Genomic DNA, 25,403 nt, shown 5'->3' with positions numbered 1-25,403 from the left:
TAAAAAATCCAGTGCAGAAGCACTGGGACGCTTTGTGGATTTATTGCACGGTGTGGCAGTATTCCTCACTCTAATCGCCTCCGCCACAACCTCCTCCGCAGCCGCTGCATCCACTGCTGCAGCCTCCGTCTCCGCTACAACCGCTATCGCCGCCGCAGCCACTACCTACACATCCGCCGATCGTTATTTCGCCTGTCAGCCCTAACTGTACGCCCTGTAGTAGTACAATAAAACCTGTTATGCCAAACAGGATGAAGAAGGCGATGTTGGAACTGAGTAAGGCTATGATCGCTCCGGCAGTAATGATGGTGAGGCCAGTGAGGCTTTTGTGCCAGGGGCGTTTCATAATGATCCAGTGGGTTTGTTTGTTGGCTCTTACAAAATCTGTTTCTGTGAAACGTTTGTGTGCGGGAGGCCAGATGTCGTCGGGAGGTTCGGTGTTGAACTTGTCGCGGTAGAGTTGTAACGTGGCTTCGTAGTAGCTGTGGAATTTGTCTCTTTCTTCGGGGCCACCTTCAGTGGGCGTGTGGTGGATGTCTTTTCCGAGGATGTTTTTGCAGAGGTCGCTCCAGTAGGATTTGGTGTACACAAGGTGAAGGTGCCAGGTCTGATCTACTTCATCGGAGGGCGTTACGGGGTGCGGGCTGATCATACATAGGAAGAGGAACTTTTTGTACTCTGTGATCACGCGTTCCGTAAACGTTGGTGGCCATCCATTTTCCCGGGCCAGTCGTTGCGAAAAGGTTAGTGCATCGTGGGGATTGTCGGGGGAGTAGCTTTCCAGCTTGCTCCACAACAGGGTTTCATCAATTTTCATAAAGAACTCTTTTACAAAAGTACTTCGGGTATGGAGAGTCCCATAGTTTCCTGTATTACCTGATTGTTAAGTCGCAATAGGATTTTAGTAGCCCTTGAAATTCAATGGGCTTTAGTTTTTATGCTGTTTTGAAGGAGCTTAGAATCCTTTCTTTGTATTGCCTTTGTCTCCGCCTGTTTTCAGTTTGGCGTAATCGAACACCAGTTGGCAAAAGCCTTTTACGCCTACATCGAGGCGACTATCGTCGATATAAAAATCAGGTGTATGATGGGGTGGAGCTTTTGATTTATCTGTGCCTTTGGGCATGCCGCCAAAGTAGATAAAGAAGGAAGGTGCTTTGGTGCCAAAGAAAGAGAAATCTTCTGCACCTGTTACCCATTCGCGTTGGGTGACATTCTCTTTGCCGGCAGCAGTTTCAAGAGAAGGCAGCATCATCTTTACCAATTCGGGATCATTATAAGTAACTAGTGTTTTCGTGTCGATGGTTACTTCTGCAACTGCACCCATAGCGTCTGCTACGGTGGTTGCTACTTTACGGATGCGCTCATGTGTTTCCTGCTGCATCTTGCTGTCGAGTGTGCGGATGGTACCTTCCATCACTGCTTCTTCCGGTATGATGTTGGGGCGTACACCACTGTGAAACTTACCTACGGTGATGACAACAGGAGCTTTGGTAAGTTCCGATTGACGGCTGACGATGGTTTGTAATGTATTGATGATCTCTGTGGATACTACAATGGGATCGATTCCTTTCCAAGGCTGTGAGCCGTGGGATTGTTTGCCTTTTACTTTGATGGTAAACCAGTCGGAGGATGCCATAAAAGCGCCGGGCTTGTATTCAAACTTGCCTACTTCTATATCTGACTCTATGTGCATGCCAAACACGGCATCTACTTTGGGATTGTCCATCACGCCTTCTTTTACCATCAGGGGAGCGCCGCCTTCTTCATTGCCGGGAGGACCTTCTTCTGCCGGTTGGAAGAAGAATTTTACAATGCCGGGCACGTCTTTCTTCATGCCTGCCAGCACTTCCGCTGTACCCATCAGCATGGCTACGTGGCTGTCGTGGCCACAGGCATGCATCACGGGTACGTTTTGACCCAGGTAATCGGCAGTGACAGTAGATTTAAAGGGGATATCCACGCGTTCCTGTACAGGCAGTGCGTCCATGTCGGCACGCAGGGCAACCACAGGACCGGGTTTGCCGCCACGCAGTATGGCCACTACACCCGTTTTGGCCACGCCTGTTTGTACTTCCAGTCCCAATGCTTTGAGGTGGGTGGCTACGTATTCGGCAGTTTTAACTTCCCGGTTGGAAAGTTCAGGGTGCTCATGCAGGTGCCGCCTCCATTCGATAAGCTTGGGTAAAACAGCCTTGGCCTTCTGTTCAATCAGAACAGACACATTTTGTTGTGCAAAGCTGGTTGTAGCAACTAAAAGCAGTAAAAAACAGGTTAGTTTGGCTGGTAAACGCATGGAAGATGTTTGTCCTCCAATATATAGAAATAATCGTTACGTCCAATCCCACACCACCACATTCCAATTATCTACCGCATCCTGGTAGGTATGAATAGTGGTGAAGCCAACCCGCTTGTGCGCTTGCAAGGACCGGGCGTTTGAGGTAGATATCTCTGTAATGATAAAATCGTAGCGCGGACTGTATACTTCCTTGTGGTGTTGATAGAGCTTATCGAATAAACCTTTTGCCCGGTGGGCTTTAGACACGCATATCTGTCCCATTACATAAAACTGGTAATCATATAATGGTTTGCCCTGCCATTGCAGGTTTTCAAAGTTCACGAACATGGGTTCGAGATCAGGGTAGGCTTGCCGGCCTTCCAGCGTTACGGTCATGGCATAGGCTACTACCTCGTCTTCGTGTTTAATGATAACACTGGGCGCAATGGCATGCAGCTGTTGCAGCATGGGGAGATTGAACTGCATGGTAAGAAATCCCTGTGCGTCCTTTTCTTCCTGGCTGATGTGTTGCTTCAGGTTCTGCCGTTGTAAATGCAGTATCTGTTCCAGTTCTTTGTCTGAACTGACTGTTGTAGCGGTGTACATGAAACGAATGTAAGAAGAATAGCACTATTTATATTCTCCATATACTTCCCGCAAGGTGTCGGCAATTTCTCCCAGGGTACATTTTTGCTCCACGGCTTCAATTACTGTGGGCATGATGTTTTCGTCACTGCCAGCTTTGTCCGATAATAGTTGCAATAGCTGATCACACTTGGCATGGTCGCGCTGGCGGCGAAGGGTGGCGAGTTTTTCACTTTGCACCTGGCGTATGGAGTCGTCTATCTTAAAAGGAGGAGGTGTGTTGGTTTCTGTTACCTGAAACTTGTTGACGCCTACGATGATCTTTTCCTGGCGCTCTACCTGGCGTTGGTAATCATAGGCACTGCGGGCTATTTCATCCTGGATGAATCCCTGCTCGATGGCGCTCACGCTGCCGCCCATGGCGTCTATTTTACCGATCAGCTTCCAGGCCTCTTCTTCTACCTGTTTGGTAAGTGATTCGACAAAATAAGACCCAGCCAGCGGGTCAACAGTATCAGCCGCACCGCTTTCAAAGGCCACGATCTGTTGCGTGCGCAGGGCAATGCGCGCTGCTTCTTCCGTAGGAAGGCTCAGTGCCTCATCGTATCCATTGGTGTGTAGCGATTGCGTACCGCCTAATACAGCAGCCAACGTTTGAACAGTTACGCGGGCAATATTATTCAATGGTTGTTGGGCTGTAAGCGTGCTGCCGCCGGTTTGTGTGTGGAAGCGCAGCATCATGGCTTTGGGGTCGGTGGCGCCGAGCTCTTTCATGATGGAAGCCCACATGCTGCGGGCTGCGCGGAACTTGGCCACTTCCTCAAACAGGTTGTTATGGGAGTTGAAAAAGAAGGAGAGGCGTTTGCCAAATACATTGATGTCAAGGCCCTTTTCCAGTGCGGCCTTTACATAGGCTTTCCCATTGCTCAGGGTAAATGCGATCTCCTGTACGGCTGTGCTACCGGCTTCGCGGATATGATAACCGGAAATGGAGATCGTATTCCATTTGGGGAGGTCATGGCTGCACCATTCAAATATATCCGTAATGATGCGCATGGATGGCTTGGGGGGATAGATGTAAGTGCCCCGTGCTGCATATTCTTTCAGGATGTCGTTCTGTATGGTGCCGGCAATCTTTTTCAGGTCGGCGCCTTGCTGTTTGGCGAGTGCTACGTAGAGGCTCAATAATATAAAGCCAGTGGCGTTGATCGTCATGGAGGTGGACACGTCTTCCAGCTTGATGCCTTTGAAGAGCGTTTGCATGTCTTCGAGACTGTCGATGGCCACACCCACTTTGCCTACTTCACCTTCGGCCAGGGCGTGATCACTGTCATAACCAATCTGTGTGGGCAGGTCAAAAGCAACACTAAGTCCCATTACACCCTGCGAAAGCAGGTAATGGTAGCGTTTGTTGCTTTCTTCAGCGGTGCTGAAGCCGGCATATTGCCGCATGGTCCACAGCTTGCCCCGGTACATATCGGGTTGCACGCCGCGGGTAAAGGGAAATTCTCCGGGAGGCGACAGGGGCGGGAGATGTTGCGTACTCTGTGGGCTGTACAACTCATTAATCTCTATTCCACTGTCGGTAAAGATCTTTTTTTCAGGCATAAGCAGTCATTGTGGTCAAAAGTACTGAATGGCGTGGTTATACCATCAGTTTGCGGGCTTCATAGCTCAGTGCATCGGAAACAATCGTGTGTAAAGATGCTTTGGGATTTTGCATCAGCATTTCCAGGATGCTGCGGTTGAGGTCCTGTCCAGTGGATTCGGCCGGCAGGAAGGAGGTGATCTGGTTTACGATCAGCATATTCTGGTCCTTCAGGTTGCGGATGGCTTCCCAGGCTTCCGCAGATACATACATTTGCTGGGTTACATTGTATTCAAACTCTCCTTTGATGTTCTGTATTAATATCGCCTGCATGTCGCGGGCGCTGAGGTCGGGGGCATTCAGACGGCTGATGAGGTTGGGCAGGGCGATCCGGTCCGCCAGCAGGATGAGGCGCTCATAAGCCTGTAGCTGCATTTGTTTGGTGCCGGTAGCTGCGGCTGTTTCCTGTTTTTCGTCCTTTTGTTGGGTGGTCAGGGCTTGTTTGGCTTCTCTGCGTTGCTTCCAGAATAAATAGGCCAATCCGCCTCCGATAACAAGGGCGATCAACAATTGCCATATGAGCTCGTTCCAGGAAAGTGACATTCGGGTTAGTTTTTTAAGGTAACAAATGTAGTGAAAATGGTTTTGGGTTCCCTCTAACGGATTTTCGGGTGGTTATAGTCTGCCGGGTCGTATGATTGTCAATTGTTTTTGGGGCATTGACGGTTCCTGCCATTCTTCGTACTTTTGGGGCAAATATATCAGTGAAATGGAAATAGCTTCTGCTCCTGTACAGTTTACGCCCAATGCTCACAAAGAACTGCTCCGCCTAATTAATGAGCCGGGTTTCGATACCAGCAAATTCCTGCGGATAGGGGTGAAGGGTGGCGGCTGTTCCGGCCTTAGTTATGTGCTGGGCTTCGACGACAAGCAGGCTGATGACGAGGTATATGAACTGGATGGACTCTCTTTTATTATGAATAAATCCCACGGCCTCTACCTCATGGGCATGCAAATAGACTGGATGGACGGTCTCGAAGCACGTGGCTTCTCCTTTACCAATCCCAATGCTTCCAAGACTTGCGGTTGCGGTAGTTCGTTCTCTGTATAGTTTTTAGCGTAGCAACTTTGCAGTGTACTTAGCACTTCTTTCCACGCAGGCAAGATCGCTGGGTACGTAATTATTCCCTTGTTCTACGTACATGTGTTTTACGCCTGCTTCGCTGGCATATGTTAACAGCTTATTGAAGTCGATGTCTCCATCGCCCATAGTGGTGTGGAGTTCAGGCTTGGTTTTGTCTTTATCCTTCAGGTGCCATAAGTGAAAACGACCGGGCTGTTTTTTGAACAGGGCAGGCAGGTCCTGCTTCATAAAGCTGGACCAATACAGGTCAAGTTCCAGTTTTACATACCTGGGGTCGCTTTCTCTTAATAAGAGCGCATAACCGGTATCGCCATTGTAGTCTATAAATTCGAAGTTGTGATTGTGGTAGGCCAGTTGCAATCCGGCCTTGTTGATGCGTTCGCCGATCCGGTTTAGTGTCGCTACTACTTCTTTGAACTTTTCGATGGAACGCCAGGATTCGTCCAGCCAGGGCCAAACGATATAAGTCTGTTTCAATATCAATGCGCCCTGAATACAGTCGTCAACATATTGATCCAGTTTTGCGGTGTCTCCAACGTATTTGTTCAGGTCAAAGTGACCACTGGGACTGCTTAATCCATTGTCCTGCAGCAGTGATTTGAACTCAGCAGGGGTGAAGCCGTAAAACTTCCTGTCATAGCCATAAGTCTCGACTTCCTGATAGCCATAGGAGGATATCTTTTGTAGTGTGCCCCGAACGTCTTTCGATAATGCTTCGCGAATGGTAAACAGTTGCAATCCGAGTTTGTATTTGGGCTTGAAGGCGAAAGATGAGCCCATCATCATTGCAGAGGCAAGCACGCCGGTCTGCCGGATAAAAGTTCTACGGTTGGTCATGATCCTAAGTTACGGGGAATTTCCTGACCTGCACAATCGCCCCTCTATATTGTCGCAGACGCACCGCATAAATGAATAATCATAAAAGTAAGTTTGCTTACAATATAGCATTATGAAAAGCAATTGTAAAGGCATAGCTCTGCTGATGCCACTCACCTTAATCTGCTTCATTATGAGTACTGCACAACAGTCAAAACACAATGTAGTTTCTACGCGTACTTTCGATGCGCCGGTAGAGAAAGTATTCAAAGCATGGTCTGACCCTGCTTATGTAAAGCAATGGTGGCAGCCACAAGGTTTTACCACTCCCATTGCCAATATGGATTTTAAGGAAGGCGGCAAATCGCTTGTTTGCATGCGTTCACCGGATGGACACGATATGTACAATACCTGGAACTACCAGAAGATCGTACCCAATGAGCGCATCGAGTTCATACTGAACTTTTCCGACAAGGATGGTAACAAGCTGGACCCGGCTAAGATCGGTATGCCGGTAGATATTCCTGCCGATGTGCAGCATGTGATTACGTTTAAGAAGGTAGGGGAGAATAAAACAGAAATGACTATTACAGAGTATGGCTACGGCTCTCAGCAGACTGCTGATATGTCTAAGGCTGGGCTGGAACAATGCCTTGATAAAATGGCGGCGGCCCTCAAATAACTTTCAAAGAAGTATAGCCAAAAATAAAGCCGGGTGTTTAACCCGGCTTTATTTTTTATATCAATTGCATTTTTGCGACTTTGGGATCTACCTCAACGATGTCATCTTCAAAGTTGAGCTTGATACGCCATTTGCGTATGGTCGCAGAACCAATAATAACTTCTTGACTTAATTCTGGTATTACTAAAAATTCGTCGCTTAATAGGACATTGTTAATGTAAAAATCAAGGCATGCTACTTGTCGCGCTTTCACAGTGAATGCCTTACGTGGAAGCATAATATTCCTGATAACTCCAATCTTTTGAGCAGTAGCTAATCCTTTTAAATAATCTGGGTGAATGCAAGATAGATTAAAAGAAGTGTCGAATGCTGTGTTCAACTGCCTGGTATTGATTTGGCCTGTATACAGTAGTATTCGATGAAGTTGGAGCGTTATTGTTAATGTTCTAAGGGGTTTCTACAATGGAAGTAGTACTATTTCTCTTCACAGAACTGATGCCATTCTCCCTTCCAGCCTCACTCGCATACGGCTCGCTGGTTCCTATAATATGTCCATTAATATCTTTTAAGTGAAAATAGTATTTACCATTGGATGAAGTCCTTCTTTCAAAATGAGTCTCATCCTGAGCGTTTACTTGAACTGATATAATGCCACTTTCACAAGCCGTCTTCGATGTATAACCTTTACTTACAAGAATAATTTGACCATTATCTGCTAATAATGCAAATTGGTATTCTTTATTTGGCTTCTTTTTTATTAGGAATTTTCCCATATAGCAAAGATACTAATTTAAGTTTTTATTTACTTCTCTTACAAACTTGTCGACAGCAGTCCTCCAGCTTTCTACTTGTTTCAGGCTAATAGATTTGATCCGGTGATTACCACTGCCGGATGATGAATCCCGATCGGCATTATGAACAATTTTATGCCTCCTTTTGATCATCTCGTTTAAAATAGGAAACAGCTTTTTTATATTTTCCGTAGTCTCAATTGATATGTTAGATAGAGAAGTTGCTATATCTGAAGTGTCATTAAAACTAACTGTACCCAAATATTCTTTAATTGATAAGTCAATAACTTCTGCGACAAGTTTATTTCTATGAGTAACAAGTTCGCCAAGCTCAAATTTCGTCTTTCTTCCTATTTCAGATGTTCCCACCAAAGGTATATGGTTAATCCTTTCTTTGCTTGCACTGGGTAGCTTCCAAATCATCACGTTTCTTAAATAATCTTCTAAGGTTGAATGAACAAATACTGTAGTAGCCCTAAGTAAATCCAGATTATGGGTGGCTTTTCTGCCTTTGCCCTTAGAAGTGCCTTCATATAAGGTTAGCAGGTTGTTGATTCTATCGAAGTTCTTGTCAAACGTATACATGATGTTGTCAATCATAGCAGTATATTGGCTTTGCTTCAAATATATGTAAAAAATGTATAAAGCGATTGCTAAGGCCTAAAAACAAAAAGCCGGGCATTCGCCCGGCTCTATTATTCAAATCATCTGTAACGACTACTTCAGTTTGCCCAAAGCGGTAATGATGCGCTTCCAGGCTTCTTCGATCTTTTCCATGCTGTTGGCAAAGGAAATACGAATGGCGGTAGGCTCGCCAAAGGCGCGACCGGTAACAGTGCTTACGTGTGCTTTGTTGAGCAGGTACATACACAGGTCATCTGCATCTTTGATCGTCTCTTCGCCATCGTTCTTGCCAAAGTACTGGCTAACGGTGGGGAACACATAGAATGCGCCATCGGGTTCTGCATAGGTAAGACCAGGAATGCTGTTCATGATCTCCAATACACGCTTCTTGCGGCGCTCAAATTCTTTGTTCATTTCTTGTGAAGGACGCAGGTCGCCGGTGAAGGCAACGATAGCAGCGCGCTGTGTGATACTGTTGGTGCCGCTGGTAAGCTGGCCTTGCAGTTTTTCACAAGCCTTTACTACGTCAACATGTGCAGCTACCACACCAAGGCGGTAACCTGTCATGGCGAAACCTTTACTCAAACCGTTCACGATGATCACACGGTCTTTCAGGTCATCGAATTGAGCAATGCTTTCGTGTTTGCCTACGAAGTTGATGTATTCATAGATCTCATCGGAGAGGATGAATACTTTGGGATATTTACGGAATACTTCAGCCAGTCCTTCCAGTTCTTTCTTGCTGTATACTGAACCACTGGGGTTGCAGGGAGAAGAGAACATGAACAGGCGCGTCTTATCGCTCAGTGCTGCTTCCAGTTCAGCAGGAGTGATCTTGTATTTGTTCTCGATAGAAGTCTGTACGAGCTTTACAGTACCCTGACCGAGCTTTACGATCTCAGAGTAAGTAACCCAGTAAGGAGTAGGGATCACTACTTCGTCGCCGGGGCTTACCACAGCCCAAACAGCGTTGGCAAGGCTTTGCTTGGCGCCGGTAGAAGAGATAATGTTCTCAGGCTTATAATCGAGGTTGTTGTCGCGCTTCAGCTTCACGCACACAGCTTCGCGCAGTTCCATATAGCCGGCTACGGGTGTGTAGTGGCTAAAGTTGTCGTCGATGGCTTTCTTGGCTGCATCCTTAATGTGTTGGGGGGTGTCGAAGTCGGGCTCACCCAGGCTAAGATCAATAATGTCGATGCCTTTTGCACGGAGTTCACGACCGAGTTTCGCCATTTTCAGCGTCTCGGGTTCTGCGAACCACGTTAATCTGCTTGATAGTTCCATAATTGTATCTGTTGCTTGCTTTTTTAACGAATGGCGCAAAAGTAATACAGTTTGAGTTTTTTGCCGGTGGTTTTTATTCAGTGATTTACTCACGTTAGCAGGAGATGGTAAAACCTGTCTAAAACAAGGTATTTACAGCATATAAAAAGCCCCGCATACTTTGCAGCAGCAGGGCTTACATTATAATGAATAGAAAGGCGCTTATTCGGTACGGAGCGAATGGGCAGGGTTGGTCAACGCTGCTTTGATGCCATGGAAGCTCACGGTGACAATGGCAATGAAAAAGGCGATCAGCCCCGCTACGGCAAACATCCACCAGGATAATGTGATGTGGTAGTCCCAGTTCAATAGCACCATGTTCAGCGCCCAGCCCGCCAGGGGAGAGGCTACGATAAAGGCGATCAGTACGGGTTTAAGGAAGTCTTTGGAAAGGATCATCCATATCTGTGAAACGCTCGCGCCCAACACTTTACGTACGCCGATCTCTTTGTTGCGCCGCTCGGCCAGGAAGGCGGAGAGGCCAAATAATCCGAGGCAGGAGATAAAGATGGCCAGTACACCTACTATATTAGTGAGCTGACTGGTATAGCGCACACCTTCGAAGCGTTTCTGGTACTCTTCGCTGGTAAAATGATACTCGAAAGGATAGCTGGGATTGGTCCTTTTTACTGCCAACTCTACCTGTGCCATGGTCTTGCGCCATTGGTCATCGTTGCGGATGCGCAGGAACATATGGTTCATGCCGCCCCGGTTGAGTTTTATGATCATTGGCCTGGGAATGGAAAAAGGACTGTTGAAAACGAAATCCTCTACTACGCCAATAACAGGCTGGCCGCTTATCCGGGTGCCAACAACGGGTGACTTAAGGCCCATTTTACGCACCGCGGCCTGGTTGAGCAGGCAGCCGGCGGTGTCAGTGCCAAAAGCCGGGCTGAAATCACGTCCTTCGGCCATTTTCAATCCTGCTGTTTTCACCCAGTCGTATTGCACTTCGGTCAGGGTAACAAAAAAGTGCTGGTCGGCCATTTTGCCAGGCCAATCAAGTCCATCAACGGCACCTCCAAAAGAAACAAGGTTGTTGGTGCCGCCTGAAATGCTGGCGATGCCGGGTATTTGTGATAATTCATTTTTTATTAAAGAGTACTTTCCACCCATGTCCCCGCGTAGTGGTATCTCTACCAGGTTTTCCGGGTCGTATCCGATGGGGCGGTCTTCTGCATAGCGCAGTTGTTTATAAATAACGATCGTCGCCAGTATCAGGAATATAGATATTACAAACTGGAAAGTCACCAGCCCCTTGCGTAATACAGAGCCTCCCTTCCGGTTAACAATGATGCCTTTTAATACCAATACGGGTTTGAAACTGCTGAGGAAGAAAGCAGGGTAGCTGCCGGCTACCAATCCTGTAAATAGTACCAGGCCTGCGAGCGTCGCCATCACACGCCAGTTGGCAAAATCAAGTGTCAGGCTCTTTCCGGTATAATAATTCAACGCCGGCAGTGCCAGTTTGGCCAGGAATAGCCCGAGTAATAATGAAATAACCGTGAGCAGCATCGCTTCGCAGAGGAACTGAAAGATAACCTGCTTGCGGAAAGCGCCCATGACCTTGCGTACACCTACTTCACGGGCTCGACGTTCTGAGCGGGCCGTGGAAAGGTTCATGAAGTTGATGCAGGCAATCAGCAATACAAATATGCCAATGACACCCAACAACAGGATGGCATAGATCCTGCCGCCGGCTGGCTTGCCATCTTTAAACTCTCCGTACAACCACATGCGTTCAAAAGGATATGCAAACAGGCCAGCATTTTCACTCCCCGTTTTTTCCTTCATTAGTTTGTTCAGCTTACCATTGAGTGCTGTAAGATTGGTATTGGGCTGTAATTCAACCCAGGTGGCAATACTGTTATTGTCCCATTTGTTGATCCAGCTGGCATTTAATTGCTCATACAGCTTGAAGGAGAGTATTACATCGAAGTTCACACTACTATTGGCCGGAATGTCGTGCAGTACAGCACGTACCTGTAAAGAGTACTGGTTATTATAGGTGACCAATTTGCCGATGGGGTTTTCCTGTCCGAATAACTTTTTGGCAGCAGTTGCGGTAATCACTACAGATTCCGGCTGTTCCAACGCTTTCACGGGATCACCGTCCTGGGCGGTAAAAGTCATCATCCGGAAATAATCAGGTTCCACAAAAACAGTCTTTTTATACAGGGCTTTTTCTCCATTACTGAAAAGCTCCTGTCCGCCGCCCGCATACCGGGATACATATTTCACTTCGGGCAGGTTATTCTTTATTACGGCCGCCAGCGGACCGGGAACGGAAGTGCCGGTATTGATCTCACCCGATAACTTGTCGGTTTTTATCAAAGCATGTATCTGTGACAGGTGCGTGTGGAACTGGTTATAACTTACCATGTCAAGGATGATGGTCATCACCAGGATGCCGATGGCCAACCCTACAGCAAGCCCACTTATATTAATAAAAGAGGAGGTCTTATTTTTCAACAGGCTGCGCCAGGCGATCTTCAGGTAGTTTTTGAACATAGACGGGTGTTAATAGATGCCTTTGTCTGGCCAAGAGAATGCCAGAATGTTAAATTATTGATTATTAAATATATACGATTACCTGAAATGCTGTTACTGTTCTTTTTTGATACACCCTGTGTTCAGTATTGTCAAGGACAATTGGACTGGAAATTCACCGGGCAGGCTATCCGCAAGCGCTTGCGGAAACCTTCTATAAGCCTCATTTTCAGGCTTATTTTGCTGTTTCCTATTCTGTTTGAAAACCCTATCTTTGCCAACTCCTAAAAAATAAACAACATTGCAATGAGAGCACTGGTTAGCATTTTTGCTGGATTATTGATCCTTATCTCCCTTTACCAGCTATCCTTTACCTGGTTCGTCAACAAACATGAGAGTGAGTTGGAGGCCAAAGCGACTGCTTACATAAAACGGGCTTATACGCCTGCCGCCCAAAAATATCCTGGTGACAAAGAAGCACAAGCTGCTTACCAGGCTACGCTCGATACCTACAAAGAGAACTACCTCGATAGCGCACGCACTGCCACAAAAGATAAAAAAATTACCTGGTGGGGACAGTCTTACCAGAAAGCCAAAGAAAGCGAACTCTTACTTGGTCTCGACTTGCAAGGTGGTATCAACGTAACCATGGATATTGCATTGGATGGTTTGATCAAAGGTCTGGTAACAAATCCCCAGGACCCACAGATCGTTAAGGCCATTGCAGAAGCTCAACGTATGAAGCTGACCAGTGATCAAAACTTCATCAATCTCTTCGTTGCTGCTTTCAAACAGGTAAATGCAGGCGCTAAACTGGCTCCTCACTTTGCCAGGCCCGGCAGCAACCTTACTGCCAATTCAAGCGACAATGATGTTACTAAATACATCAACGAAAAAGCCAATGCCGCTATGGCTCAAACCTACCAGGTTTTGAGAAAGCGTATTGATAAATTTGGTGTAGCACAACCTACTATCAGCCTCGATGAAGCCAAAGGTATCATCACCGTTGAGCTGGCTGGTGCAAGCGATCCTGAGCGTGTAAGGAAATACCTGCAGTCTACTGCCAACCTTCAGTTCTGGGAAGTATATACCCTGAATGATGGTGTGATGCAAACTGGCCTGGAGAATGCCAACAAAGCTCTGAGCGCTTACCTGTATGGTGCTGCTACGCCTGCTGCTAATGACACTACAGCTGCTGCTGACTCTACTAATAAAGGTGTCGCAAAGGCTGACTCTACTCAACGTCTTACTGATAGTATCACCCGTGCTTATCCTTTGCTGAGCATTCTGCGCCCGCTGCAAGGTGGTAGCCCTGCTATCATCGGAAGGTCTTTGCTGAAGGATACAGGCAAAGTAAACCAGTACCTCAACCTGCCTACAGTTCGTAATAACTTCCCTGGCAACGTTAAGTTCTTCTGGAGCAAGCAAGATCGCGATGATAAGGGTGTTTTTTTACCTTATATCGACCTGTATGCAATCAAGGGCATTCCTGGTAAAGCAGGCGCTCAACTGGAAGGTAGTGCTATCGAAGACGCCCGCCAGGAGTTTGATCCTAATACCAACGAAGTATTGGTTACAATGGACATGAACAACGCCGGTGGTCTGGTTTGGTCGCAAATGACTGAGCGTAACATTGGTAAGCCTATCGCCATTGTACTCGATGATATTGTTTATACAGCACCTACTGTAAACCAGAAGATCGACGGTGGCCGGTCCCGTATCACTATGGGTTCTGGCAATGCCAAGAACAAGGCGCTGGTGATCGAAGAAGCACAGGATATTGCTAATATCCTGAAGTCTGGTAAAGTAGAAGCGGCTGCCAAGATCGTGCAGGAGCAGGTGGTAGGACCTACCCTCGGTGAAGAAGCCGTAAATGGTGGTATCATGTCTTTTGCCATCTCCTTCGTTGTGATCTTCCTGCTGATGATCGTATATTATAATACTGCTGGTATTGTAGCCAACATTGCCCTGATCCTGAACCTGCTGTTCACGGTAGGTGTGTTGAGTGCTATGGGCGCTACGCTCACTGCTCCTGGTATCGCTGGTCTGGTACTGACCATCGGTATGGCGGTGGATACCAACGTAATTATATTCGAACGTATCAAGGATGAGCTGGCGCATGGTAAAGCCCATGAGCAGGCTGTAAAGGATGGTTACCGCCGTTCACTGCCCCCGGTATTGGATGCGCACATCACCACCTTGTTGACCGCCATCATCCTGGCTATCTATGGTCTGGGTCCTGTACTTGGTTTCGCTACTACACAGATCATCGGTATCCTGCTGTCTTTGTTCTGCGGTATCCTGGTATCCCGTTTGATCACTGACTTCTATACCAATAAGAACCGTCACTTCAAATACTTTACTACGATCTCCAAGCGCATCTTCCAGCATGCTGCCTACAAGTTCATCCAGTTCCGTAAGGTTGCTTATGGTATCTCTGTGGTGGTACTGATCCTGGGTGTTGCCGCCATCTTCAACGGTTTCGACGAAGGTGTGGAGTTCAAGGGTGGTAGAAGTTATGTGGTTAACTTTGGTAAGCCAGTTGATGAAGAGAAAGTGCGTGAGGCGCTGGAGAAAACTTTCGAAAAGACTCCACAGATCAAAACGTACGGTTCTCCCAATAAACTGGAGATCACTACCGACTTCCGTATCAACGAAGAAGGACTGGCCATCGACTCTGCAGTGCGTAACACCCTGTTTGAAGGTCTGAAGCCTTTCCTGCCGGCTAACCTTACGATAGCTGAATTTGCTACTACTAAATTTGTAGAAGGTACCAAGAAAGTAGATCCTACCATTTCTGATGACCTGAAAAGTGGTGCACAGTGGGCTACCTTCTGGTCGCTGCTGATCATTGCCATCTATATCTTTATCCGTTTCCGTGACTGGCGTTATTCACTGGGTACGATTGTGGCTTTGCTGCACGACGTATTGGTTACGCTTGCGGTGTTCTCCTTCCTGAGAGGCGTAGTGCCTTTCCCGCTGGAGATCGACCAGCACTTCATCGCGGCTATCCTTACGGTAATCGGTTTCTCGATGAACGATACGGTGATCGTATATGACCGTGTACGTGAATACAGTCACACCATGCGCAACGTGAGCAAAGAAACGCTTATCAACAAAGCGATCAATGATACCCTGAGCCGTACGATCATGACGTCTCTTACGGTGTTCCTTACCATCTTTATTCTGTTCCTGGTAGGTGGTGAAGTAACCAAAGGTTTTGCCTTTGCGATGTTGATCGGTGTGGTTACCGGTACTTATTCATCCATCTTCGTGGCTGCTCCGATGCTGGTTGACCTGGCTAAAAACAAGCCCCTGGGTGAAGCTGATGCGAAGCCTGGTACTCCTGCACAACCTGCAAAAGCCAAGCCCGTTACTCCGGTAGCGAAGAAGGCATAAGCTTATAGTAAGATTGTTATATTATACAACAAGGCCCGCAGTTCTACTGTGGGCCTTGTGCTTTATTGCAGGTTGCATGTTTCAAGTTACAAGGGATATAAAAAGAAACGTCGTCCACCCACGGACGACGTTCATAAACCCTAACAAAACCGACCTTGCTTTATCTAAATCGTTATGACTGCTTTGCAGCCTTTGTGTGTTTTTTATGATGATGGCTGCCACCTTTCTTGCCATCTTTTGTAGATTTTGCTACTTCTTCTTTGGCAGGAGCAGGAGCTGTAGCTTCTTTTTTCACAGGCTGTTTGGCAGCAGGTTTAGGCGAAGTTTGAGCCATTGTCATACCAGTAATCGCAACTATCATGGTAGCTAACATAAATACCTTTTTCATTGCTTTATTTTTTTAGTGAAGAATGATTACGGAGTAAAGCTATCTAAATAATTTTCCCACGCGCAAATCCAACCCCTGCTTAACCCCCGTTTAACTTCTGTTAATGAATTGTTGATGAGTTCTCTGTGTCAGCCTGAGCCAGTCGAAGGCGGTTTCGACAAGCTCAACCTGACATTTTTCTACGTAACTTTCCTTAACGACCACTTAACCAGAAAAAAAATAATTAATAAATAATGCGTAGCAAATTTGCCGGAGGTATTTATTTAGAAGGTATGCGCTCATCAACCCTCAGGTGGATTATTTTGCTGGCAACGTTCCTGATTGCCCTGATAGTAGCCGTTCAGCTCTTTTGGCTTGACAAGGTATATTCTTTCGAGGCGAAGACTTTCAGTACAAATGTGGTAAAGAGCATCCGGGGTGTATATGAAGACCTGGATATCGATGATACTCCCATCAATCATTTACAGGACCTGATAGAACGTCCGTCTCCCGACTATTTTCTTTTCCGCGTCAATGGGGAAAAGCTGGTGTACGATTCGCTCGTTTATTACCTGAAGCATGAATTGAATGATTTTGATGTGCTAACGGATGCGCATGTGTGTCTTTACAGCGCCAAACAAGGCAATTATATTGCTGAGCAATATATTCAGGCTGCTGCTGCCCACTTCGATTCTTCCCGGAAAGTATTGCCTGTATATAAACGGGGATACGATTATGTTTTATTATACTTCCCCCACAGAAGTAAATATGTGTTGGCGCAGATGAATTTCTGGTTTACCACTACAGCCATCTTGTTCGTTGTATTGATTGGTCTGGCAGTGGTGCTTTTCTATTTCTACCGGCAAAAGTTCCTGGTAGAGGTGCAAAAGGATTTCGTCAACAACTTTACGCATGAGTTCAAGACCCCGCTGGCAGTGATGAAAATATCATCGGAAGTATTGCTGCAGGACAAGATCGTGCACCAACCCGAGCGCCTGCACAAGTATGCCAATATCATCCAGCACCAAACAGAGCATTTACAGAGCCAGGTGGAGCGTCTGTTGCACATTGCTTCTACCGACAGGCGGGAAATACCGATCGAGAAGGTGCGGGTGCCGGTAAAGGAGATCATCGAGCAGGCTATTGCCAAAGTGCAACCATTGGTAGACGATAAGGAGGCGCTGGTAGAGATCCAAAGTCCCGAAGAGACGGGGTATGAATTGCTGGCTGACCGGGTGCACCTGGAACTGGCGGTGGTGAACCTGTTGGAGAATGCCTTGAAATACTCTACCAAGCCTCATGTTATCATCAGTACAGGGGAGGAGGATGGGTTCCTGTTTATCTCGGTAAAAGATAATGGGATCGGTATCGAGAAGAAGTATCAGAAGAATTTGTTTAAGAAATTTTACCGGGTACCCACCGGTGACGTACATAATGTAAAAGGATTCGGTCTTGGACTGAATTTTGTTAAACGGATCATTGATGCCCACCACGGCAGTATTAAAGTGAATAGCCTGCCGGGGATAGGGACCGAGTTTAAAATGCTATTCCCGATCTAATAAAAACCTACAAAGCCATGGCTACAAGAAAAGGAAAGGTATTACTGGCCGAAGACGACTTATCATTGAGCTACGTGATCAAAGATAACCTGGTAGATTCCGGGTATGAAGTGACGGTTTGTCCCGACGGTCAAACGGCCATCGATCAGTTCGAAAAAGGCCGGTTCGACATTTGCCTGCTGGATGTGATGATGCCTAATAAGGACGGGTTTACGGTAGCCAAAAAGATCCGTCAGCACAGTGATGTCATTCCTATCCTGTTCCTGACTGCCCGCTCGATGGAAGAAGATAAGATCAAGGGGTTTGTATCGGGCGCCGACGATTACATCACCAAGCCGTTCAGTATGCAGGAACTGCTGCTGCGTATGGAGGTTTTTATGCGCCGCACCCGCAAGCTGGCTGCGGACACCGTTCAGCAGTTCACCATCGGCAAGCTCACCTTTTCTTATACCGACCTCAAATTGAATGCTCCAGACGAAAGCTTTACGCTTACGCAAAAGGAGGCCGACCTGCTGAAATTTCTCTGTGAACATGCCAATCATATCCTGAAACGGGAAGAAGTGCTTCTCAACGTTTGGGGAAAAGATGACTATTTCCTGGGCAGAAGCATGGACGTGTTTATGACCAAACTCCGCAAATATTTCAAAGCCGACCCCGATGTGCTGCTCGAAACGATCCATGGGGTAGGGTTCCGTTTCAATGCTGCCGTTCAGGTCCCTGCCTGATCTACCCGCCAAATACTCCTTTTGCATTCATTACCAGTAAGGTAAGTTGTTAGCATTTCGCTAACACTCCCCAATGATTTGTTATTGGCTGCCAGATAGTTAAGCCGTGGAATGAAAATTGAATCTCTGATAATGGGATTCAAGATTATTCACGAAAAGGAGTTATTTATGAAAAAGCTAATTATACCTGCCGGCCTGGTCCTGATGGTGATGCTGGCAGCTTGTTCCTCTACCAAGGTCACCTCTTCCTGGAAAGCAGATGACGCCAGTAAAGTAAACTATCAGAAAGTACTTGTCCTGGGCGTAATGGCCAATAAAGATCGTAGCATCCGGATGAATATGGAAAATGAACTGGCCGATGAACTGAAGTCATCCGGCGTGAATGCCGTGGCGGCCAGTACGGTGTTTGCCCCCAACCAGCTCAATAATCTGAATGAGCAGCGGGCGCTCCGCCTGCTCCGCAATAAAGGGTATGATGCCGTTATGACCATCGTTTTGCTGGATAAGGCCAAGGAACAGAACTATGTGCCGGGGAATGTGAGCTACCAGCCTTATGGAGCTTATTACAGCCGTTTCTGGGGGTATTACAGGACGGTTTATGGCAGGGTTTATACTCCGGGCTATTATACCACCAGCACCAATTACTTCTGGGAAAGTAACCTGTACAGCGTGGGCAACAATAAAATGCTCTACTCCGTGCAGTCCCAGTCGTTTGACCCGTCAGCTGAAAGCATTGGCCGTGATTACGCCAAACAGATCACCCGGGATATGCTAAAGCAGGGCGTGCTTGTTAAAAAATAATTGAAGATATCCTTTGTAAATAACTTAAATTCAATGAAAATAGCCTCCATGTGAGGCTGTTTTCGTTGGTCCATAATACAAAAATACCTGAATAGTTATTGTTATTTTTTTGTATATTACATATAAGTTCATGATTTATGACGCAAGTAATCTTCTTTGCAGGCCTGTTTTTGTGCAAACCCGCCATGGGACTGGATTTGCCAATCCAGTATAATACATTTCCGCGTCCAGCCTGCATTTGAGCCCTGTTGTCTTACTATTCCCTTACTACTGTCTTACTATTGCCTTACTATTACCTTGCTTTTACTCTGGAGTATCTATGGAGCTGCTATGGGAGAACTATGGTGCAGCTATGGGACCTTTGTAGCAGTACAACTAAAGGGGGAATTCAGAACCGGGGAGCCAGATTCATACTTATAGGTGATACAAGGAGCCTGGGTTCAGGCTTATTTTTACAGGGCCTAAAACGACCAACATGACAAAAGCCGAAGTAATGAAAGAACTCCAGTCGCTGGGTAGCGTGGAGGTAAAAGAGCGGTGGGGCAAACATGGCGCCCGCGAACCCTTTTTCGGGGTCAAAGTAGAAGACCTGAAGAAGGTAATGAAGAAGATCAAGAACGATCAGAAGGTGGCGATGGAGTTGTATGATACAGGGAACTCGGACGCGATGTACCTGGCAGGATTGGTGGCCGATGGCGCCAAAATGACGAAACAGCAGTTGCAGGAGTGGGTAGAGAAAGCCTATTGGTCCATGATCAGTGAATATACCGTGCCCTGGGTGGCTTCGGAAAACCCATATGGGCATGAGCTGGCCCTGGAATGGATAGAGTCCAAGAAAGACGCTATTGCCGCCAGTGGATGGAGTACCCTTGCCGGACTGCTGGCTATTAAGCCTGACAATGAGGTCGATACGGAAGAAGCACGGTCGTTGCTGGAGCGGGTAGAGCAAACCATTCATACGGCTTCCAACCGCACCCGGTATGCCATGAACGGCTTTGTCATTGCAGTGGGGGGATATGTGCCTTCTTTAACAGCCAAGGCAATAGCTGCCGGCAAAAAGATCGGGATCGTGGAAGTTGATATGGGCGGCACTTTCTGTAAGGTGCCTTTCTCGCCAGACTATATCCAAAAGATGAAGGATAAAGGGTATATCGGTAAAAAACGGAAGACGATCAGGTGTTAGATTTCAAATAATTTATTAATGTAGCCTGCTAATTGATCGGAAGGCAATACTTTATCTATTTTGACGTGTGCGATGGCCTGACGGGGCATGTAGTCGACATCGGCAGTATCGGGATCCTGTACAAGGCATAGCCCGCCACGGGCTTTGATGTGCCGGAGGCCTTCTACACCATCGGCATTGGCGCCTGAAAGCAGCAGGCCCAACACTGCGGAACCATATACCTCGGCCGCCGATTCAAAAGTGATGTCGATACTGGGGCGGCTATAATTGACTTTCTCCGATACATCAAGTGAAAAGCTGTGATCCTGTTCGATGAGTAAATGGTAATCCGTTGGTGCTATGTAGATCGTATGGGGAGCGATGGTGTCTTTTTCTTCTGCTTCGCGCACAGGCCAGGTGCTCTTGGCATTGAGCAGGTCTACGAGTATTTCTTCGCTGGACGCTTTGCGGTGGGTTACGATAATGATGGCTACCGGCAGACGTGGGTTCAATGCCGGTATCAGTTTCAATATAACATCGAGGCTACCGGCCGAGCCGCCGATAGCGATCAATTGGATGGCTTGTGTTATGCTATTTTCCGCCATATCCTTTCTCTATTGTCCAGTTGTTTGTATTTGCGGTAAATGGGCGAATACTTGATGTTCTCTTTAGCCCCCAATGCGAGGAAGCCCAACGTATCCAGGCTTTCATCGAACAATTGCAGGGCTTTGTCTTGCAGGTTACGGTCAAAATAGATCAACACGTTCCGGCACAGAATAAGCTGGAACTCATTGAACGATCTGTCGGAAACCAGGTTGTGGGTAGCTACCACCATCTTGGTGGCCAGCTTTTCGTCGAACTTGGCCCAATCATACTTGGCGGTATAATAGGAGGAGAAATCCTGCTTGCCGCCTGACCGAATATAATTCTCGGAGTATTGTTTGATGAACCGCAAGGGGAAGATGCCTTTGCGCAATCGGTCCAATACGCCCGGATTAATGTCTGTTGCGTAGAGCAGTGACTTTTTCAACAGCCCTGCTTCGTGTAGCAGTATAGCCATGGAATACACCTCTTCACCGGTGGAACAGCCGGCATGCCAGATGCGTATGAAGGGATGTGTAGCCAGTACGGGCAGCACTTCTTCCCGGAGGGTTTTGTAGAACAAAGGATCGCGGAACATCTCTGTTACATTCACCGTGATCTCTTCCACAAAGCGCCGGAAGTAGGTGCTGTCTGTTTTTATGCGTTGTCTGAACAACACAAACGACGGGAACTTGTCCAGCGAGTACAACCGGTTGATCCTGCGTTTCAGGGAAGCCCTTGAATAGTCGGTAAAGTCATAGCCATATGATTCCAGCAGGTCCTGCAGCAATATATCTATTTCATGGTCCTGTACTTCAAACTCCACGTCAGTTGTTTTAAGGTCTCCAATCGATCAATTACCGGGCATCATACAGCCATACCCGCAGCAGTGACAGCAGTTGATCAATGTCAACCGGCTTACTGATATAATCAGAAGCGCCTGCCTCGATACATTTCTCACGGTCACCGGTCATGGCTTTGGCGGTTACGGCTATTACCGGCAATTTACTGAATGCCGGATTAGCTTTGATGCGTTTGGTAGATTCGTAGCCATCCATTTCCGGCATCATCATGTCCATCAGCACAATGTCCACTTCCGGGTGTTCCTGCAATTGTTTGAGCGCATCCTTGCCATCTACGGCCGATACCACTTTCATGTTGTAGGTTTCCAGTGCTTTGGTAAGCGAGTAGATATTGCGGATATCATCATCGGCGATCAATACTGTTTTATCTTTCAATACTTCCTGTAATACGCCCAGGTTATTGGATGGCTTGTTGCTGGCAGCAGCACCTTTTTCTTCCACGAGGTGCAGGAACAGCGACACTTCATCGAGGATGCGCTGGTAAGAGTGGGCTGTTTTGATCACGATGGAATCTGCATACTGCTTGATCTTTGCTTCCTCGGGCCTTGACAGGTTCTTGCCGGTAAAGATGATGATAGGAATGTTTTCCAGGCCGGGTGTTTTCTTCACCTCATCCAGCGTGTCGTAGGAGCGCTGGTTGGGGATGCCCATATCGAGGATCACACAGTTGACTTCTTTTTGCATCAGGGCCTGCACGCTGCCGACCACCGTAGTCTTGATCTCTGTATTTACCTTAAAGTTCTCCAGGTAGTAGGCCAGCGCTTTGGCATGTTTCATATTCTCTTCTACGATGAGCACCTTGCGTGGGTTGTTAGTAAGCATGAACTCGATGCGGGCAAATATGTCTTCCATCTGTTCGTAGGCTACGGGCTTGTTGATGAAGTCTACCGCGCCTTTGGAAAGACTCTTGTACTTACCATCATAAGCGCTCATCATGTGCACAGGGATATGCCGGGTATGGGCGTTGTTCTTCAATTCTTCCATCACTTCCCAGCCATCTTTCACCGGCAGCTGAATGTCGAGCAGGATACCTGCAGGCATAAATTGCTGAGCCAATGTCAGCGCTTCGTCGCCACGCACAGTTACTACGCCCTTATAACCTTTACTGCGGGTAAAGTCTAAGAGAGACTTAGCAAAGTTGGTATCGTCTTCTACGATGAGGATAACCTTATCGCCGAGTATGTTGATCCTGTCACGGTCATCGGGAACGGGATCAGGTATTGTTTCACTGATGTAACGCTGGCGAAGTTCCCTGGCTGGTGCTGCCGGTTGTTGTGGTGCAGTAGTGGTACGTGCCGGTTGCGTAGGAGCTGCTTCGACCGGACCTATGGCGGTTAGTGAAGCTATGGCTTTTGACACAGGGATGTGTACGGAAAACTCGCTGCCTTGTCCGGGTTCACTATGCAGTTGTATTTCACCACCCAGCAGGCGGGTCAGCTGACGGCTGATGGATAAGCCCAGGCCGGTGCCTCCATATTTACGACGGGTAGACCCATCGGCCTGTTGAAAAGCTTCAAATATAACGGCCTGTTTTTCTGGTGGTATGCCAATGCCGGTATCTTTCACCGTAAAGGTCATAGTATGTCCTTCCGAGTCGGGCATGGATATTTTCAGCTCTACATATCCTTTGGCTGTAAACTTAAGCGCATTGGCCACCAGGTTCTTGATCACCTGCTCCAGGCGCAACCTGTCTGTTTCGATAATACCCTGAACGTTTGGATCGACAGTTGTCTTGAAGGTGATGCCTTTCTCTTTGGCAACGGGGGCAAATAATGCCGTCATATCTTCTACAATATCCTGTACCGGCACATCGGAATATTGAAGGTCCATCTTGCCCGCCTCTATTTTCGACAGGTCGAGTATTTCATCGATCAGCGATAGCAGACCATGACCGGAGTTCTGTATTACCCGCGCATATTCCATCTGATCGCTGCTGAGGTTGTTGCTGTTGTTTTCAGACAACAATCTTGACAGTAATAGTATCGAGTTGAGTGGTGTGCGTAGCTCGTGCGACATATTGGCCAGGAACTCCGACTTGTAACGGGTGCTTTGTTCCAGTTCTTCTGCTTTCTTCTGTATTTCGAGGTTCCTTTCGAATACCTGCTGGTTCTTTTCTTCCAACAAACGCGCCCTTTCTTCCAGTTCGCTATTGGCTTCCACCAGTTCTTCCTGCTGCACCTTCAGTTCTTCCTCTGAAGCCTGTAGCTTTTCGGTCTGCGCCTCCAGCTCACTGTTGATGTTTTCCATCTCGCTGTGCTGGGCTTGCAGCTCTTCAGCCTGCGACTGGGTTTCTTCCAACAGTTCCTGCAGACGGCGGCGGTTCTCTATGCTGTTAATGGCCGTACCGATATTATGGGCAACAGTTTCCAGGAAGGCAACAACATTGACTGAATAAGGGTTGATAGAAGCCAGTTCCAATACGCCCACTACCTTTCTTTCGAAGAACAGGGGCAGGGCAATAATGTTACGGGGCTTGATGCTGCCGGTTGCATGGTTGATCACCATGAGATCACCGGGTATTTCTTTCAGGTGTATAATGTGGGCGTTGGCTGCACTTTGTCCGGGTAGCCCTTCACCAAATGCGATGCGTTGTTTTGCTTGCTTCTCTTCAAAGGCAAATCCCTTTATAAAATGCAGGGTTTCGCCATCCATGGTGTGGTAGAAAGCGCCTGCCTGGCTATCGGTGTATTCGGCGATAAAATCCAATACATTCTTCGATAATGGTAGTAGCTCATTTTCTCCCAGCATCTTCTCATTGAGTGTAGCAATACCTGTTTGCAGCCATTCCTTGTCGGCGAGCAGGCTGAACGAATATTGGAGTGACTCAGCCATTTTATTGAGAGAGCCGGACAAACTGCCCAGTCCGTCTGCGCCATCTGCACCTTCATTCTGAACACGGATGCTATAATCTCCAGTAGATACTTTATTGGCTACATTCTGGATGATATTGATACGGCGGGTAATGTCCTCATCCTTTTCCTGTAATGCCTGTTGAAGTTGCGTGGTCTTTTCGAAGTCACTATTGACCCGGACAAAAGAGATCACTGTGATGATGAGTGACAGAAAAGCTGCTACAACGATGAGGATAGGCGTATAGGTGGCAAACCTGTTCATTTGTGCTGTGCGTGCTGCCAGTAATCGTTTTTCTTCATCAATCATGGCATTCACTACAGATCTTGCCTCATCCATATACTTTTTACCCTCCAGCAATTGTTCAGTCGTCACGGTCTCGCCATTACGCTTTTGTACAATGCGGCGTTCAAGGCTCGACAGGCGTAGCACCACAATCTCCTGCAAGCGGTTGGTACGCATCTGCTGTTCGTTGTTGTCGACGGTCAATCTTTTCAGATAAGCGACATACGCTTTGGCGCTGTCAATGGCCCCAGCATAGGGTTGCAGAAAACGGTCGTCGCCGGTAAGCAGGTAACCCCGCTGCCCTGTTTCTGCATCTTTAATGGTGGAAATGATCTTTTCTACCAGCTGTTTTACTTCATTGGTATGCTCCACTTCGTCGGCGCTCTTCAGCAGGTTGCTGATGCTGAGGAAAGAGGCGACGGAGCTTATGATCAATAGCAATAATGAAATACCAAAGCTGATTAACAGATTCCGTTTGAAGGTCGATTTCAT

The 25,403-nt window shown here is 47.2% G+C and carries 22 protein-coding genes; 7 read left to right on the top strand and 15 right to left on the bottom strand.

The features are described from left to right. Positions 1 to 70 precede the first annotated feature (70 nt). The 5 genes from AC5JBY_RS29755 to AC5JBY_RS29735 all read right to left on the bottom strand — a co-directional run bounded on the left by AC5JBY_RS29755 (position 71) and on the right by AC5JBY_RS29735 (position 5,051). Complete coding sequence (locus tag AC5JBY_RS29755) at positions 71 to 817, bottom strand: glycine-rich domain-containing protein (RefSeq protein ID WP_495908339.1); 747 nt, start codon at positions 815 to 817, stop codon at positions 71 to 73. 138 nt (positions 818 to 955) lie between these two features. Then, complete coding sequence (locus AC5JBY_RS29750) at positions 956 to 2,221, bottom strand: amidohydrolase (RefSeq protein ID WP_495908338.1); 1,266 nt, start codon at positions 2,219 to 2,221, stop codon at positions 956 to 958. 108 nt (positions 2,222 to 2,329) lie between these two features. Beyond that, complete coding sequence (locus AC5JBY_RS29745; RefSeq protein ID WP_495908337.1) at positions 2,330 to 2,881, bottom strand: GNAT family N-acetyltransferase; 552 nt, start codon at positions 2,879 to 2,881, stop codon at positions 2,330 to 2,332. 24 nt (positions 2,882 to 2,905) lie between these two features. Then, positions 2,906 to 4,468 carry an acyl-CoA mutase large subunit family protein gene (locus tag AC5JBY_RS29740; protein WP_495908336.1) on the bottom strand — a complete coding sequence of 521 codons (1,563 nt, stop codon included), beginning with the start codon at positions 4,466 to 4,468 and terminating at the stop codon, positions 2,906 to 2,908. 37 nt (positions 4,469 to 4,505) lie between these two features. Beyond that, complete coding sequence (locus AC5JBY_RS29735) at positions 4,506 to 5,051, bottom strand: DUF7935 family protein (protein WP_495908335.1); 546 nt, start codon at positions 5,049 to 5,051, stop codon at positions 4,506 to 4,508. 166 nt (positions 5,052 to 5,217) lie between these two features. Here AC5JBY_RS29735 and AC5JBY_RS29730 point away from each other — a divergent pair, with 166 nt between their 5' ends. Next, entirely contained in the window at positions 5,218 to 5,559 is a 342-nt protein-coding gene (locus AC5JBY_RS29730; protein WP_495908334.1) for a HesB/IscA family protein, read from the top strand. 3 nt (positions 5,560 to 5,562) lie between these two features. Here the strand turns inward: AC5JBY_RS29730 and AC5JBY_RS29725 are convergent, their stop codons facing one another. After that, a complete protein-coding gene (locus AC5JBY_RS29725) occupies positions 5,563 to 6,429 on the bottom strand; it encodes a sugar phosphate isomerase/epimerase family protein (protein WP_495908333.1) in 867 nt (288 codons plus the stop codon). Positions 6,430 to 6,601: 172 nt separating this feature from the next. Here AC5JBY_RS29725 and AC5JBY_RS29720 point away from each other — a divergent pair, with 172 nt between their 5' ends. After that, positions 6,602 to 7,090 (top strand): SRPBCC family protein, encoded by a 489-nt coding sequence (locus AC5JBY_RS29720; RefSeq protein WP_495908332.1) that lies wholly within the window; start codon positions 6,602 to 6,604, stop codon positions 7,088 to 7,090. 55 nt (positions 7,091 to 7,145) lie between these two features. Here the strand turns inward: AC5JBY_RS29720 and AC5JBY_RS29715 are convergent, their stop codons facing one another. The 5 genes from AC5JBY_RS29715 to AC5JBY_RS29695 form a co-directional block, all read right to left on the bottom strand. Further along, on the bottom strand, positions 7,146 to 7,469 hold the full coding sequence (locus AC5JBY_RS29715) for a hypothetical protein (RefSeq protein ID WP_495908331.1): 324 nt from the start codon (positions 7,467 to 7,469) through the stop codon (positions 7,146 to 7,148). 67 nt (positions 7,470 to 7,536) lie between these two features. Then, positions 7,537 to 7,863 carry a YegP family protein gene (locus AC5JBY_RS29710; protein WP_495908330.1) on the bottom strand — a complete coding sequence of 109 codons (327 nt, stop codon included), beginning with the start codon at positions 7,861 to 7,863 and terminating at the stop codon, positions 7,537 to 7,539. Between the two features lie 12 nt (positions 7,864 to 7,875). Continuing rightward, a complete protein-coding gene (locus AC5JBY_RS29705; protein WP_495908329.1) occupies positions 7,876 to 8,481 on the bottom strand; it encodes a HEPN domain-containing protein in 606 nt (201 codons plus the stop codon). A 117-nt stretch (positions 8,482 to 8,598) separates the two neighbouring features. Then, on the bottom strand, positions 8,599 to 9,789 hold the full coding sequence (locus tag AC5JBY_RS29700) for a pyridoxal phosphate-dependent aminotransferase (RefSeq protein ID WP_495908328.1): 1,191 nt from the start codon (positions 9,787 to 9,789) through the stop codon (positions 8,599 to 8,601). Between the two features lie 201 nt (positions 9,790 to 9,990). Then, positions 9,991 to 12,339: an ABC transporter permease gene (locus AC5JBY_RS29695; RefSeq protein WP_495908327.1), complete on the bottom strand. Its 2,349-nt coding sequence runs from the start codon at positions 12,337 to 12,339 to the stop codon at positions 9,991 to 9,993. Between the two features lie 285 nt (positions 12,340 to 12,624). Between AC5JBY_RS29695 and secDF the strand changes: the two genes are divergently transcribed. Then, positions 12,625 to 15,717 (top strand): protein translocase subunit SecDF, encoded by a 3,093-nt coding sequence (gene secDF, locus AC5JBY_RS29690; RefSeq protein WP_495908326.1) that lies wholly within the window; start codon positions 12,625 to 12,627, stop codon positions 15,715 to 15,717. 172 nt (positions 15,718 to 15,889) lie between these two features. Here secDF and AC5JBY_RS29685 read toward each other — a convergent pair whose 3' ends face one another. After that, entirely contained in the window at positions 15,890 to 16,105 is a 216-nt protein-coding gene (locus AC5JBY_RS29685) for a hypothetical protein (protein WP_495908325.1), read from the bottom strand. 272 nt (positions 16,106 to 16,377) lie between these two features. On the opposite strand from AC5JBY_RS29685, the gene AC5JBY_RS29680 reads away from it, so the two are divergent. The 4 genes from AC5JBY_RS29680 (at position 16,378) to AC5JBY_RS29665 (ending at position 20,352) form a co-directional block, all read left to right on the top strand. Continuing rightward, complete coding sequence (locus AC5JBY_RS29680) at positions 16,378 to 17,643, top strand: sensor histidine kinase (protein WP_495908324.1); 1,266 nt, start codon at positions 16,378 to 16,380, stop codon at positions 17,641 to 17,643. Between the two features lie 17 nt (positions 17,644 to 17,660). Beyond that, the gene (locus tag AC5JBY_RS29675; RefSeq protein WP_495908323.1) at positions 17,661 to 18,368 is read left to right on the top strand and encodes a response regulator transcription factor; all 708 of its coding nucleotides are present in this window, start codon (positions 17,661 to 17,663) and stop codon (positions 18,366 to 18,368) included. 168 nt (positions 18,369 to 18,536) lie between these two features. Beyond that, positions 18,537 to 19,169, top strand: a complete 633-nt coding sequence (locus tag AC5JBY_RS29670; protein ID WP_495908322.1) for a hypothetical protein — start codon at positions 18,537 to 18,539, stop codon at positions 19,167 to 19,169. Between the two features lie 475 nt (positions 19,170 to 19,644). Next, positions 19,645 to 20,352 carry a DNA alkylation repair protein gene (locus AC5JBY_RS29665; RefSeq protein WP_495908321.1) on the top strand — a complete coding sequence of 236 codons (708 nt, stop codon included), beginning with the start codon at positions 19,645 to 19,647 and terminating at the stop codon, positions 20,350 to 20,352. Here AC5JBY_RS29665 and AC5JBY_RS29660 read toward each other — a convergent pair. From AC5JBY_RS29660 to AC5JBY_RS29650, 3 genes are read right to left on the bottom strand one after another with little or no spacing between them, the layout of a single operon-like run. Continuing rightward, on the bottom strand, positions 20,349 to 20,936 hold the full coding sequence (locus tag AC5JBY_RS29660; protein ID WP_495908320.1) for a chemotaxis protein CheB: 588 nt from the start codon (positions 20,934 to 20,936) through the stop codon (positions 20,349 to 20,351). The two genes, AC5JBY_RS29665 and AC5JBY_RS29660, sit on opposite strands and share 4 nt — an antisense overlap. After that, the gene (locus AC5JBY_RS29655; RefSeq protein ID WP_495908319.1) at positions 20,918 to 21,739 is read right to left on the bottom strand and encodes a CheR family methyltransferase; all 822 of its coding nucleotides are present in this window, start codon (positions 21,737 to 21,739) and stop codon (positions 20,918 to 20,920) included. Before AC5JBY_RS29655 ends, AC5JBY_RS29660 begins: the two co-directional genes overlap by 19 nt. Before the next feature lie 31 nt (positions 21,740 to 21,770). Continuing rightward, positions 21,771 to 25,403, bottom strand: coding sequence for a response regulator (locus AC5JBY_RS29650; protein ID WP_495908318.1), 3,633 nt, complete (start codon positions 25,401 to 25,403; stop codon positions 21,771 to 21,773).

The organism is Paraflavitalea sp. (genome assembly GCF_059502485.1).
Note: the sequence above shows the minus strand (reverse complement) of the source record. Positions and strands in the feature narration are given on the sequence as shown.